This is a genomic window from Pantoea sp. SIMBA_079 (genome assembly GCF_046940275.1).
In the GTDB taxonomy this organism is placed as follows: domain Bacteria; phylum Pseudomonadota; class Gammaproteobacteria; order Enterobacterales; family Enterobacteriaceae; genus Pantoea; species Pantoea borealis.
This window is the reverse complement of the sequence record NZ_JAWRYR010000016.1, coordinates 17559-35268: the sequence shown is the minus strand read 5'-3', so window position 1 is coordinate 35268 and position 17710 is coordinate 17559. Positions and strand designations below refer to the sequence as shown.

The window sequence follows — 17710 nt, the reverse complement described above, 5'->3', positions numbered from 1 at the left end:
CGTCTTTTTTTGCCTCTGTCAGACGCCTATGCGGCCTGGCGAATGCGGGCAACCAACGCCTCTTCATCCGCAATATGGTCAGCGGCCAGCATCAGGGTGCGCCCCAGCGCCAGCGCGCTGTGCAGACAGGCGTTACGCATCTCTTCATCATCGATACCGGAGAAATCACTGAGCGTTGTGGCGCTGAGGCTGCGCCGGATCAGCGCAGCACCGCTGTAGCCGAGGGCGTCATGCCAGATTGACTGCAGCAGCAGCTGGTCGCATCCGGGCCAGCGGAACAGCGCATCGCTCTCCGCCAGACGACGAAAGCCGGTGGTAAAACCGCGCCACAGCTGCTGCACCGCCTGCAGGTGCTGCTCACGCGCATCGGCCGCTTCACGCAGCGGCAGCTGGCCGGGGGCAGCGCAGTAGTGGATCAGCAGATCGCTTAACGCCCCGCTGACGGCGAAACCGACAGGTGCAGCGCAGCCGTGCTCAGGCAGCTGTGTTTCAGGACGGGTAAGAAAACGCCAGCGCAGTACGCCGAGGATTTGCTGCAGCGCCTCATCCTGCTGCAGTTCCGCCGCCAGCGCCTGCAGCGTAACCGGCACCGACGCGGGCTGCCAGTTGAACAGCCGCCCCGCCAGGCGGCGTGCCGCTTCGTCATTTATCCCGGTTGATGCCGCCAGCAAAGTCTGCGCCAGCGCCTCGCCGGCAGCGCTGTTGTCATGAGGTTGTGCCATTACCTGCTCCTGTAAAAGCTGCGTTTAGCCATCTAAGCGTCTCGATTGCCAAAGAGTAGCATCCTGATTATAGTGTCAGCAATACAGGGTTTCTTATCACGCCGCTTACGCGCAAGGCCAGCTTACTATGACGCCACTTGATCTTATTCCTGACAGCAAGCTTCCCGCGACCGGCACCACGATCTTTACGCAGATGAGCGCGCTTGCCGCCCGGCACGGCGCCATCAATCTTTCCCAGGGCTTTCCTGATTTCAGCGGCCCCTCCCTGCTGCAGACGCGGCTGGCGCATCACGTCAGTCAGGGGGCCAATCAGTATGCGCCGATGATCGGCACGCCGGAACTGCGCGAAGCGATAGCGGATAAAACCGCAGAGCTATATGGCTACCGGCCTGATGCCGGCAGCGACATTACCGTGACCAGCGGGGCGACGGAAGCGCTCTACGCGGCTATTACCGCACTGGTGCGACCGGGCGACGAAGTGATCTGCTTTGATCCCAGCTACGACAGCTACGCGCCCGCGGTGACGCTGGCGGGCGGCGTAATGCAGCGTATCGCCCTGCAGCCGCCTGAGTTTCGCGTGGCGTGGCCTGCGTTTCGCGACCGGCTCAGCGCGCGCACCCGGCTGGTGATCCTGAATACGCCGCACAATCCCTCTGCCACCGTCTGGCAGCAGAGCGATCTGGAGGCGCTGTGGCAGGCGATTGCGGATCGGGAAATATACGTGCTGAGCGATGAGGTGTATGAGCACATCTGTTTCAGCGCGGCGGGTCACGCCAGCGTGCTGGCACATGCCGGGCTGCGCCAGCGCGCGGTCACCGTCTCCTCATTTGGCAAGACGTATCATATGACCGGCTGGAAAGTGGGCTACGCCGTAGCGCCGCCCGCTATCAGCGCCGAGCTGCGCAAGGTACATCAGTACCTGACTTTTTCCGTCAACACCCCGGCCCAGCTGGCGCTGGCGGATATGCTGCGTCAGCAGCCGGAACACTACCGAACGCTTTCTGCGTTTTACCGCGCCCGGCGCGATCGTCTGACACAGGCGCTGGCAGCCAGTCGTTTTCAGGTATTACCCTGTGAAGGCACCTATTTTTTACTGCTGGACTACAGTGCGATCGCCGATCTGGATGACGTCAGCTTCTGTGAGTGGCTGACCAAAGAAGCAGGCGTCGCTGCTATCCCGCTGTCGGTGTTCTGCGCTGACCCTTTCCCGCACCGGCTGATCCGCCTGTGCTTTGCCAAACAAGAGGCGACGCTCGACGCCGCCGCGGAGCGCCTGTGCAAACTTTAAAGATTACCCTGCTGCAGCAGCCGCTGAGCTGGATGAACGGCGCCGCTAACCTGCGTCATTTTGATCGGCTGCTGGAAAACCTGAGCGGACGCGATGTGATTGTGCTGCCAGAGATGTTTACCACTGGTTTTGCCATGGAAGCGGCGCAGGCTTCACTGCCGCAGCAGGAGGTAGTGACCTGGCTGCAGCATCACGCGCGGGCCACCCATGCGCTGGTCGGCGGCAGCGCGGCCATTCAGACAGAAGCGGGTGCGGTAAACCGGTTTCTGCTGGTGGAGCCAGACGGTACGCTGCATCAGTATGACAAGCGCCATCTGTTTCGCATGGCGGAAGAGCATCAGCACTATCTGCCGGGAGAACGCCGTGAACTTTTTCACTGGCGCGGCTGGCGCATTCTGCCGCAGATTTGCTACGACCTGCGCTTTCCGGTGTTTTCCCGCAACCGCAATGATTACGATCTGGCGCTTTATGTCGCCAACTGGCCGGCACCGCGCGCTCATCACTGGCAGGCGCTGCTGATGGCACGTGCCATCGAAAATCAGGCGTATGTCGCCGGCTGTAACCGGGTGGGCAGCGACGGCAATCATCACCGCTACCGCGGCGACAGCCAGATTATCTCACCGCAGGGGGAGATCCTCGCAGCCGCTGAACCCTTTACCCCGGCACGCCTGGATGCAGATCTGTCGCTGGACGCGCTGCAGACGTATCGCGAGCGCTTTCCGGCATGGCGCGACGCAGATACGTGGACGCTAAGCTGAATCACTGCGGCTGACAACAGAGAGTCAGCCGCTGATTTTTATTTATCCGGGTTAGTTTATTTTGCTGAAAAGCAGCGTTAACGAGGCTGCTTTTTCAGGCCTACATTGTCCCTCCATAAATGCTGCATCAGCTATCCGCACTACTTTGGTATACCAGTCGATTATCACCATCTGTATTGCCAGTCCGCAGCAGATCACTTTGCAACGTGATAGCTGGTCGCTACTGATAATTTCTGAAAACCCTTGCTGTTGTGCACTTTTTTATGGACCGGATTAATGAAGAGTAAATTGCGACTATTTCGCCATTCAGCGCTCAGTGCTGCGTTAATACTTTGTGGCTGTACAGTGCAGCCAGGTCAGAACCTGCCGCTGGCCAATAAAACGCTGGTTAACGATAACCGTGAGCGCTCTGACATTAACACGCTGGTCAGGGTCACTCTGTTAAGTCCGTTAATGCTGCAACAGCTTAATGAAGCCGGTCAGCAAACCCGTTCAAAACATATTTTCCGGCTGCCTGAAGACGATTATTCTTATCGCATCGGCGTAGGTGATGTACTGAGTATTACCGTCTGGGATCATCCGGAAATTACGTCTCCGGCGGGTCAGTATCGTGACTCAACGGAAACCGGCAGCACTGTCCGGCCTAACGGCACCCTCTATTTCCCCTATACGGGCAGCATCTACGTTCTTAATAAAACCACAGAACAGGTCAGGACTGAGATTACTGCACGACTTCGCCACTATATTGAATCTCCGCAGGTTGATGTGAAAATAGCCGCTTTTCGCTCCCGCAAAGCGTATGTGAGTGGTGAAGTCGTTCGCTCCGGCCAGCAGCCCATTACTCATATTCCGCTGACCGTGCTTGACGCCATCAATGCCGCAGGCGGCCTGACGAAAGAGGCGGACTGGGAAAATGTCACCCTGACGCATGATGCCGTGCAGTATCCGGTATCGCTTAAGTTGCTGTTAGAGAAAGGCGACCTGACACAAAACGCGCTGTTGCATCAGGGCGATATTCTTTACATTCCGCGTAATGATTCCCGCAAAATTTTTGTCATGGGTGAAACCGGTGCGCAAAAAACATTACTGATGGACAGGAGCGGCATGACGCTGACAGAGGCTATCAGCAGTGCACAGGGAATAGATCAGACGACGGCTGACGCCACAGGCGTTTTTGTCATCAGGCAATTAAAGGCACCCGCAGAAAAAAGACTGGCTGATATTTATCAAATTAACCTGAAAAATGCGGCAGCGATGGCACTGGCCAGCGATTTTAAATTACAGCCCTATGATATTGTCTATGTTACCGCAACGCCACTGACGCGCTGGAACCGGGTTGTCAGGCAGCTTATACCTACCATAACCGCGGTTAATAAGCTCAGCACTGCCGTTAAAAAGATACCCTGAAAAGTGGTTAACTTCAGGCGTAAATGTCCCTGATCGGCATTCAGGGTAGTGCTTAAACACAGCACTACCCTATTAAGCATTCATGTTATTTGAAATCAACAGCCATTAATTCAGAAAGCGTTTTTTCTTTTACTGAGTTATGGCAGACCGCAATATAATCGGTAAATCTGGGTGAGGCTGGCATGCCCAGCTTCAGGATTTTTTCATTATCAAAAGTCACGTTTAGCTTTGAAAACTCGCCATACAGACTCATAGATTTCAGTACGATCTTCTCATTGCAGTCGCCAAAAAGCGTTTTGAAATTATGCTTTTCACGGGATAACTCTTTATAGCCCACTTTTTTATAACTGGCTGAGACGGGCCGGGTTCCCGAAGCCTGGGCCATAGCACGATCGATCTCTGCAAACGTTACGCTGCTCTCTTTACCGGAAGAGATATGATAAACCGGATGATCAAGCTCGGCTGCCTGAAGCAGCCTGACAATGGTTTTGGCGCAGTAATCAACCGGTATGACATCGATTCTGTCATCAAGGTTGCACATAAATTTACCCAGCCTGAGCGCCATACGAAACACCCAAAAAATGCTGGCGGAGGGAACGCAGCCATGCTCAGTATGCCCTACAACAATAGAGGGGCGTGCAATAATTAACGGGAATCCCGGCAGGTGCTCTTTTATCATCTGCTCTACCGTTGATTTGCTCCAGGTATATTCTACAATATGATCTTTTCTTTGCGTGGGCGCGATCGCTTCTGTCACATGACTGTCAGGTTCGGGCGTACATGACATCGCTGTACCCACATGAATAAAGCGCTTTAATCCTCTTACTTTACTCATCCGGCTGGCAAGCTGAAATGTGCCCTCAACGTTTACTTTCCAGATTAACGGGTTATTACCAAAGGAAGCGATAGCAGCACAGTTAATCACCTTTTCCACATCGTTCAGCCTGAGGTCTGCAATAAAACTTTCCGGCTTTGATAAATCGCCTTCTATAATTTGTTGCGCTGAAATATTGTTTAGCTGAGTCGGGCTAATACCAAACTTAGCTAAATTCTCCTTCACCCGATCCAGAGCGCTATTCTCTGCATTGCCACGCGCGAGAAGAAGTAAGCTCTCTGAGTTTTCATTCGTCATTAACTCAGCAGCAATAGCGCCACCTAAAAATCCGGTAGCCCCTGTAACCAGTATTTTTTTCATCTCTTTTCTCTTTAATTATGACACAGCAGACATAAGCTGCCCTGGCGAATACCGCTAAATAGCGCATTCACCCTCTGAATGGGATGGTTTATTTAACTATATTGCATCACTTCTGATGACAAATATTAGTCATTACGCTATTAAAAAAGTTCACCCTTTCACTAAGCATCATCGCCATTATTTTTATTTCGCTCAGCATCCCACTCTTTTTTCAGAATGGCATATACCAGCGTATCGTCATAACGCGCTTCACCATCTTCAGTTATGAAACTGACAAACTCTTTAAAGCACGCTTCCTGCCGCATATGTAATCGAACGCAGAGATTACGCGAAGGAATATTATACTCTTCCACCCAGGCATAAATCCGCCGGGCTTGCTGTTGCTTAAAAAGATAATCAAACAGTGCGGCGATCGATTCACGGGCATATCCCTGACCATGAAATGCCGGAGAGAAATGCCAGCCTGCTGCCCAGGTGTGCCTGTCAGGTTCACTTTTTCCATTTTCTGCAAAAAGATGGCCAATTAACTGATTGTTCTCCTTCAGGCACACGGCAAACTGACTTTTATCTGTCGATCGTTTTTGCGCGTCCTGGTAAGCGGCAGCCAGTGACTCAACTCTTTCGTCATAAAAACAGGGAGTGGCCGGCTCATGAAGGTAGCTGAATAATGCTGCGCCATCGTCCCGACAAAAACGACGAATAATGAGTCTTGAAGTGGTAATAATATTCATTAAGCCTCGCACTGCCAGATGATAAAACGATTGATTACTGAAGCTTGTCTGCAGACATCATTGTGCTACTTCGCACTTTTTTTAATAAACCGCATCACTACGGTAAAAAATACGGGTACAAAAAATATTGTCAGTAGCGTACCGCTGATCATACCGCCAAATACGCCTGTGCCGATGGCATGCTGTGTACTATCGCTTGCCCCACTGGCAAGCATGAGCGGAACAACGCCAAGCGTAAAGGCCAGAGAAGTCATTATAATCGGACGCAGGCGCTGTTTTGACGCAGTCAGAATTGCCGCCGTCAGGGTCTCACCCTGCTGCCGTAAATGGCGGGCAAATTCTATAATCAGGATGGCATTTTTGGCCGAAAGCCCAATCAGGGTAATCAGTCCGACTTTAAAGAATACGTCATTCGTCATCTGTGCAATAGCAACCGCAATCACAGCCCCTATCAGCCCGAGCGGTACAACCAGCATAACGGCAACCGGGACAGACCAGCTTTCATAAAGCGCTGCCAGCACCATAAATACCACCAACACGGAAAGCACAATCAGTAACGGAAGCTGTTCGGCAGACGCCCTTTCCTGCAGCGAACTGCCGGCCCACTCGCCGGCAAATCCCTCCGGTAAATGTTGCGCCAGCTGGTCAATGGCCTGCATGGCGGTGCCGCTGGAGACGCCGGGCGCAGCGCTACCGGTAATACGAATAGCGGGATAGCCCTGATAGCGATTCAGCTGTTGCGGCGCAACGCCCCAGCCGATCGACGCAAAGCTGGATAGTGCCACCATCTGGCCGCTGCGGTTTTTGACCCAGCTCTGCAGCAGCTGCTCAGGCTGCATACGGTATGCTGCATCCGCCTGGACGATAACCTGCTGTACCCGTCCCTGGTTAACATAATCATTGACGTAACTGGACCCGGCGATAACGGAGAGAGTCTGGTTTATCTCGTCGAATGAAACGCCCAGCGCCTCTGCCTTTTCCCGGTCGATCTTCAGCGACAGGCTGGTGCCGTCCGGCAAACCGTCGATATACGTTTCCGCCAGCGCAGGATGATGACCTGCACGCCGTATCAGTTCGTCGGTAGCCTGTTTCAGCGCTTTATAGCCCCGTCCTCCCCGATCCTGGACATAGTAGGTAAAACCTGAAGAGGTACCCAGATCGGCAATGGCAGGTGGCAACAAACTCATCGTAACGCCATCCGCAACGCTTTCCATCTGCTGCTGAATATGACTCGCTTCAGCCTGCGCGCTGCTGCCGCCACGATCCTTCCACGCTTTTAGCGTAGTAAAAGCCATCGCCGTGTTAGGACCAGAACCTGAAAAACCAAAACCAAGGATCATGATGTTGTTTTTAATGGCTGACCGCTGCGCTATTTCATGCTCAAATTTTTCAACCACGTTAAGTGTCCTCTGCATCGTGGCGTCGGAAGGCAGCTGAAGGGATGACATAAAATAGCCCTGATCTTCTTCGGGCAAAAACGAGGATGGCAACGTAGCTAAACCAGCCAGCAGCGCCATACATAGCGCCAGATAGATCAACATCATCCTGCCGGTTCGTTTGAGAAGTGCGCTGACGCCTGATTCATAGTGAACCGTAAGCGCATTGAAACGCCGGTTGAAGCGGGCTGAAAATGTCCGGCCGCTGCTTAAGCGACTATCGTGCGGCCTGAGCAGAGTTGCGCACAATGCAGGTGTCAGTGTCAGCGCAAGAAAGGCTGAAAGCAAAATCGACACCGACATAGATATGCAGAACTGACGATAGATAATTCCGGTCGATCCGCTGGCAAAGCCCATGGGAATGAAGACGGCAGTGAGTACCAGCGTAATGCCAATGATCGCTGGCGTGATCTCCCTCATCGCTTCCTGCGTCGCATCGCGGGGTGACAGATTTTTTTCTGCCATCAGACGTTCGACGTTTTCCACGACCACAATGGCGTCATCAACAATAATGCCGATAGCCAGCACCATGCCAAACATCGTCAGAATATTGATGGAATATCCGCACAACAACATCACGGTTAACGTGCCCAGCAGTGCGACCGGTGCCACAATAGCCGGAATAAGCGTACAGCGAATTTTATGCAGGAAGAGCAGCATGACCAGAAATACCAGCACCATCGCTTCTGCAAAGGTCTCAACCACTTTGATAATGGAGAGTTTTACAAAGGGTGCGGTGTCAAAAGGCACAGTAAAGCTTATTCCCTCAGGCAGCGAGCCGGTGAGCGCTTTAAGCCGGTTATGAATGCCCGATGCAGTGCTGATGGCGTTAGCGCCGGGTGTCAGCTGAATCGCGGCAGCCGTGGCCGGCAGGCCATTATCGCGTATGCCGAATGCATAGCTCTGTAATCCGGATTCAACGCGCGCCACATCCGCAAGCCTGAGGCGTGCGCCGGTTGCATCGGACCGGATGGTAATATTACCAAACGCCTCCGCAGACGTAAGCTGGCCCCTGACCGTGATAGGCCAGGTTACCGCCTGCCCGTCGATGGCTGGCTCGTCGCCGGTTCTTCCCGGCGAAACAATGACGTTTTGCTGACTGATTGCCGTAAGCACTTCCGTGACAGAAAGTTTGTAATCGTGCAGCCGTACCGGATCCAGCCAGATGCGCAGCGCTTTTTCACTGCCAAACAGCTGAATTTTACCTACCCCCGGCACCCGCCGCAGTTCGTCCGCAATATTGCGGGCAAAGTAATCACTTAAATCCGCTTCCTGAAACGCACCGTTCCGGGATTGCAGGCCCACCATCATCAGAAAACCGGCATTTGCCGCTTCGACATTGATCCCATTCTGACGGACGGATTGCGGGAGCCGCGGCTCAATCGTTTTAAGCTGATTTTGCAGATCCATCTGTGCCAGCTTGATATCGGTACCCGGTTTAAAGGTAACCGTAATGGAAGCCATGCCGGTTGTGTCACTGGATGACTCAAAGTAGAGCAGGTTATCCACGCCTGAAATTTCGCGCTCTATCAGCGAAACCACGGAGGTGTTCATGACCTCTGCGTTGGCGCCCGGATAGCTCACTGAAATGATCAGGCTGGGCGGTGCAACAGCAGGATATTGAGCAACGGGCAGATGCGGAATAGCTAACAGACCACTGAGAACAATAAACAGAGCAATAACCCAGGCGAAAACCGGACGGTGAATAAAAAATAGCGGCATTACATTCATCTCATACTCAGCAGCTGACTACAGCATACTTTTGCCCGCAACAAACCTGTCAGCAGTGACAGCCGGATATTGATGCAGTTTACCCTGCCATTGTTTAGGCTGTATGTGAGGTTTATGGACAGATTATGGAGCAAAAAAACAGATCAAAGAACGGCTAATAGATGGCATTAATTATTCGCATCATCAGATAGAGCGGAGAACCGCAGAAAAATAAAATCAAAAAACATTCATAATAAAATATTACTTCATTTAATCCCGGATGCAGATTCAGCATGCTGGAGAAAAATGATACCAGCCAAAGCATTATCATCAGCAGCCAGAATGCAATAATAAGTATCTCTTTTAATGCGCCGGGTTTCTTCTGTATCACCAGCAGCAACGCGGTCAGCACAATAGAAAGGTAGATCAATGGCGACGCGATAAGCGTATGCGATACCCGATCGGCAGCGGCGTGAGCCAGTACAAGCCAGAGATAAAGTAATCCCCATGAAACAGAAATAAAGAGTGATAAAACGCGCAGATTTTTGATAAATGTACCCCGAGCGCCGCTCATCGTGTTTGTATCTCTTTTAACGCCTGCCATCGGTTACCCTGTTACCTTTATTCTCAATTAATGAAACACCGCAGAAGCATGCCTCTTTTTGTCATTATCTCAGTACACTATGGAGTGTTTATCTGTGGTTTGTGGAGAGGGTATTAAGATCCCCCGCGCGGGCAAAAAAGGCAGCAGCGTAGAAATAGCGTCAGCTGTATGAAACTTTTTTTAAACATGCCTGTCCTGATGAGATATCAGTTACGCTTTTAAGCACAACCTTGCGCTGTCTGCTTCTGCCTTCGGGCCGGTCAGCGTGACCTGCCTCCTCCGGAGAATAAATGAATAGCGGTTTTTTAATTCTTGTTGCTGAAGATGATGATGAAATAGCAGATATATTAATGAGCTATTTGCAGCGAGCGGGCATGAACAGCCTGAGGGCAGCGAATGGCGAGCAGGCAATCAGCCTGAGCCGGCTGAAAAAGCCCGATCTGATTTTGCTGGATATCAATCTTCCCCTGCTTGATGGCTGGAGCGTAATGGCCACGCTGCGTAAAGAGAGCAATGTGCCGGTTATTATGGTCACGGCTCTCGATCAGGATATTGATAAACTGATGGGGCTGAGACTGGGGGCGGATGATTACGTCATCAAACCGTTTAATCCTTCCGAAGTCATCGCCCGGGTCGAAGCTGTACTCAGAAGAGCCGCGCGTAATGTGCCCGCCGAGGCTGCGAGGCCGATCCGGACCGCGCACATCACTATTTATCCTGATGATTTTTATGTAGAAATCAAAGCCGGAGACGGGGTCATAACGCCGGTGCTCACCACGACTGAGTTTAAGCTTTTGACCTACCTGGCGAGAAACCCTCGCAAAGTCTGTTCCCGTGACGAGTTGCTCAACGCCTGCCTGCCTGAGGGAGATACCCTCGACAGAACGGTCGATAGTCATATGAGTAAACTGCGTAAAAAGCTTGAGCATGCCGGTCTGATGGGTGTACCGGAAAGCATCAGGGGAATGGGATATCGTCTGGGAGAAAGTCAATGAGCCGGGAGCCTGTGCTCAGTCGTCAGATACTCACTTATATGCTGTCGCTGACGTTCATTATCGTTACCATATCAGTTGCAGGATCATGGCTGTTTTATACCTTCATTACTGATTATATTCCTGGCGAAAATACAGCGGGCGCAGAAGAGTCCATGAATCTGTGGGACTGGATCTGGGTTCTGGTTATGACGCTCTCCGGTCTGGTTATCTCGCTGTTTTTTACGGTGAAGCTCTCCTCGCGCATACTGACTCCGCTGAACACTATTGCTTCCAGCCTGAAAAAGATATCTGCAGGTGATTTAGGCGCGCGGGCGCTCTGCACAACGTCAATGCTGGGCGAGATCAACAGCCTGGTGAAAGATTTTAATGAAATGGCAGAGAAGCTGCAGACACTCGATGAGCAGAGAAACCTGTGGAATGCGGCCATCGCACACGAACTCAGAACGCCGGTTACTATATTACGCGGCCGTTTACAGGGGCTGGTTGAGGGCGTTTTTGCCCCTGACCCGCTTCTGTTTGAAAAATTGCTCAGGCAAACCGAGGGCTTAAACAGACTGATTGAAGATTTGCGCGTGGTCAGCTCTGCCGGCGGTGCCGGCTACCTGCTGGACCCGCATGAAACTGATTTGCAGCAGCTTATTACGCATGCAATCGACGTATTTACGCCAGAGTTTCAAAGCAAAGGCTTTAAGCTCGTCACTAAGCTCACTCCCCAGCCCTGCATCTGCGATGCTTTGCGAATGACGCAGTGCCTGACGGTGCTGTTTGACAATGCACTGCACTACTCCACATCCCGTACTCTGATAATAAAAAACGGGAAAACAGAGAAAGAGAATTACATTCTTATTCAGGATGAAGGACCCGGTATTCCGCCTGAATTTCAGCCACTGCTGTTTCAGCCTTTTCAGCGCGGGGTACGGGCCAGAGAAGCTAATCCAAAAGGATGCGGTCTGGGACTCTCTGTGGTCCGGGCTATTATGCAGGCACACGGCGGCGATGCGACCTGCGTGGTAACGTCACAGCAGCATTCCGTTTTCCGGCTCGCCTGGCCAGCCGGTCATCAGATAAAAGCAATAACACCTGATCGCTGCTACGGACTGTCTGGCTGACGCGCAAAAAAAACCGGAAGCGCCAGGCTTCCGGTTCTGTTTTTTCAAATTTATCAGGTGTGGTTTAGCGCAGGGTAATTACGCCAGATCGAAACGGTCCAGGTTCATCACCTTTGTCCAGGCCGCCACGAAATCATGAACAAACTTCTGCTTCGCATCGCTGCTGGCATACACTTCAGCCAGCGCACGCAGGATAGCGTTAGAGCCGAACACCAGATCGGCGCGCGTGGCGTGATACTTCACTTCGCCGCTTTCGCGATCGCGTCCTTCGAACAGCTCAGCGCGTTCATCGGTGGCGCGCCACGCGGTGCGCATGTCGAGCAGATTGACAAAAAAGTCGTTGCTCAGGACGCCCGGGCGATCGGTAAACACACCGTGCTGGCTGCCGTCATAATTGGTGCCCAGCACGCGCAGGCCGCCCAGCAGCGCCGTCAGCTCCGGTACGCTCAGCGTCAGCTGCTGCGCTTTATCCAGCAGCAGGGTCTCCGTTGAGGAGCCACTCTGCACGCGACGATAGTTACGGAAGCCATCTGCCAGCGGCTGCAGCACATTAAACGACTCACTATCAGTCTGATCCTGACGCGCATCCACGCGACCCGGCATAAACGGCACCTGCACCGCCACGCCTGCAGCAGCGGCAGCCTGTTCAATACCGACGCTGCCTGCCAGCACAAGGGTATCCGCCAGCGAGAGTTTGCCGGATGCCTGCTGGATTTGCTGCAATACCGGCAGCACATCGCTTACCACACCGGCATTGACCGCCCAGCCGTTCTGCGGTGCCAGCGCCAGACGCGCGCCGTTAGCACCCCCGCGCTTGTCGCCGCCACGGAACGTTGAAGCGGATGCCCAGGCCACGGAAACCAGCTGGCTGACGCTCAGGCCCGACGCGGCGATCTGTGCTTTAGCCTGCGCAATATCATCAGCGCCGGGCTGATGCACCGGCTGCGGTAACGGATCCTGCCACAGCAGATCTTCTTTCGGCACTTCCGGGCCGAGGTAGCGCGCTTTGGGTCCCATATCGCGGTGAGTCAGCTTGAACCAGGCGCGGGCGAATGCTTCATTAAACGCCTGCGGATCGTTCAGAAAGCGACGCGAGATCTTCTCAAACTCCGGATCGAAGCGCAGCGTCAGATCGGTTACCAGCATGGTGGGCTTGCGCTTTTTCTCCGGATCAAACGGATCGGGGATGATCGCTTCTGCGTCCACCGCTTCAAACTGAATCGCACCCGCCGGGCTGTGCGTCTGCACCCACTCATATTTGAACAGGTTCTCAAAGAAATAGTTGCTCCACTGGGTTGGCGTCTGCGTCCAGACCACTTCCAGGCCGGAGGTGATAGCATCCGCTCCGGCGCCGCTGCCGTAGCTGTTATGCCAGCCAAAGCCCTGCGCTTCAATCGGCGAGGCTTCAGGATCAACATCCAGATGGCTGGCAGCCGCCGCCCCGTGCGTTTTGCCCAGCGTATGGCCGCCGGCAATGAGCGCAACGATCTCTTCGTCGTTCATGCCCATGTTGCCGAAAGTGGCGCGGATCGCCGGCGCTGCAGAGCGCGGATCGCCGCTCGCTTCCGGACCTTCCGGGTTGACGTAGATCAGGCCCATTTCGGTTGCGCCCAGGGGAGCATTTGCCAGACTTTCCGGATGACGGTGCGCCAGCCACTCTTTTTCATGGCCCCAGTCCACATCCATATCCGGCTCCCAGACATCCTCACGACCGGCACCAAAACCAAAAGTACGGAAACCGGCGTTCTCCAGGGAGACGTTACCCGCCAGAATATAGAGATCGGCCCAGGAGATTTTCTGGCCATACTTCTGTTTTACCGGCCAGAGCAGACGTCGTGCTTTATCAAGGCTGACGTTATCGGGCCAGGCATTAAGCGGCGCAAAGCGCTGCTGTCCGCGCCCGGAACCGCCGCGGCCATCAATGGTGCGGTAGGTGCCGGCGCTGTGCCACGCCATGCGAATAAACAGGCCAATGTAGCTGCCCCAGTCGGCGGGCCACCAGGATTGTGAATCGGTCAGCAGCGCACGGATATCCGCTTTCAGCGCGGCGTAGTCAAGCTGGCTGAACGCCTCACGGTAGCTGAAATTTTCATCCAGCGGATTAGAACGGCTGGAGTGCTGGTTCAGCAGGTCGACCCGCAGCATATTAGGCCACCAGTCGCGGTTAGAGGTGCCGCTGCCGGCGCCGCGTGCAAGCACGCTCTTCTCTTCTGACGCTCCATGATGAAAAGGACATTTTCCGGACGCTGCAGCATTATCGTTATGGTCTGGCGTGCTCATTATTCGGCTCCATTGGCTTCACGTTTTGCGGTTAAGATAGCGGCACTCAGGAGCAGAATATATTTGGATGGACCGAAAGCTTTGATAGCTTTTGTCTTTCAAAAAAAGGTTTTGTGACAGGCTGCACAAAATGAAGCGCGGCCGATCAGCTGCCGCGATAGGTGGACCAGGACCAGGGAGAGATCAGAAACGGCAGATGATAGTGGCTGCCCGCGCGTCCGATAACAAAGTCGATCTGCGCACTGACATAGAGTGCATCGCGCCCATCAGCGGCAAAATAGTCGCCAATCTCTGCCGTCAGCCGGTAGTGCCCGGGCGCCAGAGGATCCGGGGTCAGATCGCAGATACGTCCGTCACGATCGGTTTCTCCTTCGCTGACCGGAAACCACCCTTCCGGACTGTTCTGTTCCAGTGACACGGCTACACCCGCGGCCGGTGTGCCCAGCGCGGTATCAAGAATATGCGTGGTAATGGTGCTCATATGATGCTCTCCTTAAGCCGTAACAGGGTGATTTCCCGCAGCTGCGCCAGCGTCTCCTGCTGTTCGCATTCTCTATTATTGTTAAGCCTGCGCTGCAATTCTGCCAGCATCTGCGCGGCGCTGCGCCCGCGGGCCCGGATCAAAAACACCCGGCCAAAGCGGGCTTCATAGGCCTGATTACCCGCGTGCATGGCCAGCTGCAGATCGCGATCTGCCTGCTGCATCGCAGCCTGCTCCCGGCGCGACAGCGTGGCTTCATGTTCCGTACCCTGTGCTGCTTCACCAATACGCGGATGCGCGCTAAGCGCCTGATCCAGCTCTGCCTGTTGCCACCGCTGCGCCAGCTGCTGCGCCTGCCCGACGAGCGCGCTCAGGGTCGCATAGGGCCGCGCGGCCACCAGCGCCTGCTGCCAGGCGGGAATGGCAACGCAGTGCGCGATCGCCTGACGGGCATCAGCCTCATCCGCCTGGTTAAACTCATTCAGCTGCATGCCCGCTCCTTTATGCCTGCGCCAGCTGCGTCACGGCCTGCAGATACGCCTGCACGCCCAGCGCCACATCATCCGCCTGCACCGACTCCGCCGGATGGTGGCTGATACCCCGGTAGTTACGTACAAACAGCATCCCAACGGGCCAGCGCTCCGCCATGGCGATTGCATCATGACCGGCCCCGCTTGGCAGGGCCAGCGTGCGGCCCTGTACGGTTTCTACCGCCGCACCCAGCGCCTGCTGCAGCCGTTGATCGCAGGGCGTGGCGGCAATACGGTAATACTCGCTGGCGCTGAAACTCACGCCGCGCCGCAGCGCAATCGCCTGCGCCTGCGTTAACAGTCGCGACAGATGCCGTTCCAGCGGCTCATCCTGGGGCCCGCGGATATCGAGCGACAGCTGCACATCTCCCGGAATGACATTGACTGCGCCGGGCTGACAGCTGAGCGTACCGGTCGTCGCCACCAGCGGCGCCTGCGTGGCCTGCTCAATGAACAATATCCACTCGGCGGCAGCCGCCAGCGCATCTTTGCGCAACAGCATCGGCACCGTGCCGGCGTGTCCCGCCTCACCGCTGAAACGGCAGTTAAGACGACGCGCGCCGTTGATGGCGGTGACCACGCCCAGAGCTAAATCCGCCTCCTCCAGACAGGGGCCCTGCTCAATATGCAGCTCCAGATAGGCGGCGATCTCGCTGACATGACGTGCCGCGAGGCTTACCTGTGCGGCATCCAGTCCGGCATCCTGCATCGCCGCCGCAACCGTAATGCCGTTGCCGTCGGGATGCGTGATCCAGCTCTCCGGCCAGCTGCCGGTCAGCCCGCGGCTGCCCAGCAGCGTAATGCCGAAGCGGGTGCCCTCTTCATCCGCAAAGCCCGCTACCTCTACCGCCAGCGGCAGGCGCTGCCGGCGATCGTGCAGCCACTGCACGGTTTCAATCGCGCTCAGCACGCCCAGCATACCGTCATAGCGTCCGGCGTTGCGCACGGTATCAAGGTGAGAGCCGAGCAGCAGCGCCGCCGCGCCCGGTTCGGCCGCCTCATAGCGGCCGCAGATGTTACCCACCGCATCCTGCCAGGTCCGCATACCTGCTGCCTGCATCCACTCCGCCACGCAGGCGTTAGCGCGCAGGTGTTCCGGCGACAGATAAACGCGCGTCAGAGCCTCATCATCTTCACTGATCGTTGCCAGCGCATCACAGCGCGCCATGATGCGTGCGGCGGCCGACTGCGCCTCTTCAGCGCTCATCTGGCGTGCACTCATGCCTGGCTCCCGTAGTGATCCCAGGCCGCCTGCAGCGCCGCGCCCTGCGGCGTACGGAAACCGCAGTGCTGCAGCACCGCTTCGAGCGCGCTCAGGGTCTGCATCACGCAATCTTTGCGCGCGTTATAGCCCATGGTGCCGATGCGCCACACTTTGCCATGCAGCGGACCAAATGAGGTGCCAATCTCAATGCCAAAATCGTCCAGCATCAGTTTACGTACCTGGTCGCCGTTCACGCCCTGCGGAATAATGACGCCCAGCACGTTGTTCATCTTGTGCTGCAGATCGCCAAAGGTCTCCAGCCCCATGCCCTGAATACCTTTCAGCAGCGCATCACCGTGCAGTTTGTGCCGGGCGATGCTGTTATCCAGCCCCTCCTGCAGAATGATGCGCGCGCATTCGCGGGCGCCAAACAGCGCGCTGGTGGCTTCTGTATGGTGATTAAGCCGCTCCGGCCCCCAGTAATCCATGATCATGCCGAGATCGAAATAGTTGGAGTAGATCATCTCGTCATCGCCATCCTGATGCGCCGCGGTGCGGATCCCCTCCTCCACGCATTTGCGCTTGCGGATGATCTCCTCCATCTGCGGACTCAGGGTGACGGGAGAGGTACCGGACGGGCCGCCCAGGCATTTCTGCATGCCGGCCGAGACCGCATCCAGCCCCCAGGCATCCGTTTCCAGCGCATTGCCCGCCAGCGAGGCGGTGGCATCGGTGTAGAACAGTACGCCATACCGGCGACAGATAGCGCCCAGTTCCGCCAGCGGCTGCAGCATGGTGGTTGACGTGTCGCCCTGCACCGTCAGCAGCAGGCGCGGCTTCACCCGTTTGATCGCATCCTCGATCTGATCCGGCGAGAACACTTCGCCCCAGGGCACTTCAAGGGTGTGCACTTCCGCCCGGCAGCGCCGCGCGATCTCGCACAGCAGATGACCAAACCGACCAAACACCGGCACCAGCACCCGATCGCTGGGACGGATAGCGGAGAGCAGAATCGCTTCAATGCCGGCGCGGGAGGTGCCGTCAATCAGCAGCGTCCAGCGGTTTTCGGTGCAAAAAATGCCGCGATAAAGCGCCATGACTTCATTCATGTAGTGCGTCATCGCCGGATCGTACTGCCCGAGCAGCTGGCTCGACATGGCGCGCAGCACGCGCGGGTCAGCGTTAATAGGTCCCGGCCCCATCAGCAGACGCTGCGGCGGATTGATCTGAGAAAACTGATGAATATCCATAGTGAATTCC

15 protein-coding genes are annotated in these 17710 nt (G+C 55.3%); 5 read left to right on the top strand and 10 right to left on the bottom strand.

All coding sequences use genetic code 11. The annotated features are described in order from the left end of the window. Positions 1-26: 26 nt before the first annotated feature. Positions 27-722 carry a hypothetical protein gene (locus SB719_RS16955; RefSeq protein WP_304235417.1) on the bottom strand — a complete coding sequence of 232 codons (696 nt, stop codon included), beginning with the start codon at positions 720-722 and terminating at the stop codon, positions 27-29. Between the two features lie 127 nt (positions 723-849). Here SB719_RS16955 and SB719_RS16950 point away from each other — a divergent pair, with 127 nt between their 5' ends. From SB719_RS16950 to SB719_RS16940, 3 genes are all read left to right on the top strand, one after another. After that, complete coding sequence (locus SB719_RS16950; protein WP_304235420.1) at positions 850-2010, top strand: pyridoxal phosphate-dependent aminotransferase; 1161 nt, start codon at positions 850-852, stop codon at positions 2008-2010. Beyond that, positions 1998-2768, top strand: a complete 771-nt coding sequence (locus SB719_RS16945) for an amidohydrolase (RefSeq protein WP_075050753.1) — start codon at positions 1998-2000, stop codon at positions 2766-2768. The genes SB719_RS16950 and SB719_RS16945 overlap by 13 nt, the downstream gene beginning before the upstream one ends. 276 nt (positions 2769-3044) lie before the next feature. After that, complete coding sequence (locus SB719_RS16940; protein ID WP_314686676.1) at positions 3045-4175, top strand: polysaccharide export protein; 1131 nt, start codon at positions 3045-3047, stop codon at positions 4173-4175. A gap of 85 nt (positions 4176-4260) precedes the next feature. On the opposite strand, the gene SB719_RS16935 is transcribed toward SB719_RS16940, so the two are convergent. The 4 genes from SB719_RS16935 to SB719_RS16920 form a co-directional block, all read right to left on the bottom strand. Next, entirely contained in the window at positions 4261-5370 is a 1110-nt protein-coding gene (locus SB719_RS16935) for an SDR family oxidoreductase (protein ID WP_065650037.1), read from the bottom strand. 161 nt (positions 5371-5531) lie between these two features. Further along, positions 5532-6101: a GNAT family N-acetyltransferase gene (locus SB719_RS16930; protein WP_412159504.1), complete on the bottom strand. Its 570-nt coding sequence runs from the start codon at positions 6099-6101 to the stop codon at positions 5532-5534. A 65-nt stretch (positions 6102-6166) separates the two neighbouring features. Then, positions 6167-9259, bottom strand: coding sequence for a multidrug efflux RND transporter permease subunit (locus SB719_RS16925; protein ID WP_412159503.1), 3093 nt, complete (start codon positions 9257-9259; stop codon positions 6167-6169). Positions 9260-9422: 163 nt separating this feature from the next. Then, complete coding sequence (locus SB719_RS16920) at positions 9423-9851, bottom strand: transporter (protein ID WP_412159502.1); 429 nt, start codon at positions 9849-9851, stop codon at positions 9423-9425. Positions 9852-10141: 290 nt separating this feature from the next. On the opposite strand from SB719_RS16920, the gene SB719_RS16915 reads away from it, so the two are divergent. Together SB719_RS16915 and SB719_RS16910 are read left to right on the top strand one after the other, a co-directional pair. Then, a complete protein-coding gene (locus SB719_RS16915; RefSeq protein ID WP_065650040.1) occupies positions 10142-10846 on the top strand; it encodes a response regulator in 705 nt (234 codons plus the stop codon). Continuing rightward, complete coding sequence (locus tag SB719_RS16910) at positions 10843-11955, top strand: ATP-binding protein (protein WP_065650041.1); 1113 nt, start codon at positions 10843-10845, stop codon at positions 11953-11955. Before SB719_RS16915 ends, SB719_RS16910 begins: the two co-directional genes overlap by 4 nt. Before the next feature lie 78 nt (positions 11956-12033). On the opposite strand, the gene katG is transcribed toward SB719_RS16910, so the two are convergent. From katG to SB719_RS16885, 5 genes are all read right to left on the bottom strand, one after another. Next, positions 12034-14235, bottom strand: coding sequence for a catalase/peroxidase HPI (gene katG / locus SB719_RS16905; protein ID WP_412159501.1), 2202 nt, complete (start codon positions 14233-14235; stop codon positions 12034-12036). Between the two features lie 145 nt (positions 14236-14380). Continuing rightward, entirely contained in the window at positions 14381-14716 is a 336-nt protein-coding gene (uraH, locus tag SB719_RS16900; RefSeq protein WP_065650043.1) for a hydroxyisourate hydrolase, read from the bottom strand. Further along, complete coding sequence (gene uraD, locus SB719_RS16895) at positions 14713-15207, bottom strand: 2-oxo-4-hydroxy-4-carboxy-5-ureidoimidazoline decarboxylase (RefSeq protein ID WP_304235443.1); 495 nt, start codon at positions 15205-15207, stop codon at positions 14713-14715. Before uraD ends, uraH begins: the two co-directional genes overlap by 4 nt. A 10-nt stretch (positions 15208-15217) precedes the next feature. After that, positions 15218-16468 carry an allantoate amidohydrolase gene (gene hpxK, locus SB719_RS16890; protein ID WP_304235445.1) on the bottom strand — a complete coding sequence of 417 codons (1251 nt, stop codon included), beginning with the start codon at positions 16466-16468 and terminating at the stop codon, positions 15218-15220. Then, positions 16465-17700 (bottom strand): pyridoxal-phosphate-dependent aminotransferase family protein, encoded by a 1236-nt coding sequence (locus SB719_RS16885; RefSeq protein ID WP_412159500.1) that lies wholly within the window; start codon positions 17698-17700, stop codon positions 16465-16467. Before SB719_RS16885 ends, hpxK begins: the two co-directional genes overlap by 4 nt. Between the last annotated feature and the right edge of the window lie 10 nt (positions 17701-17710).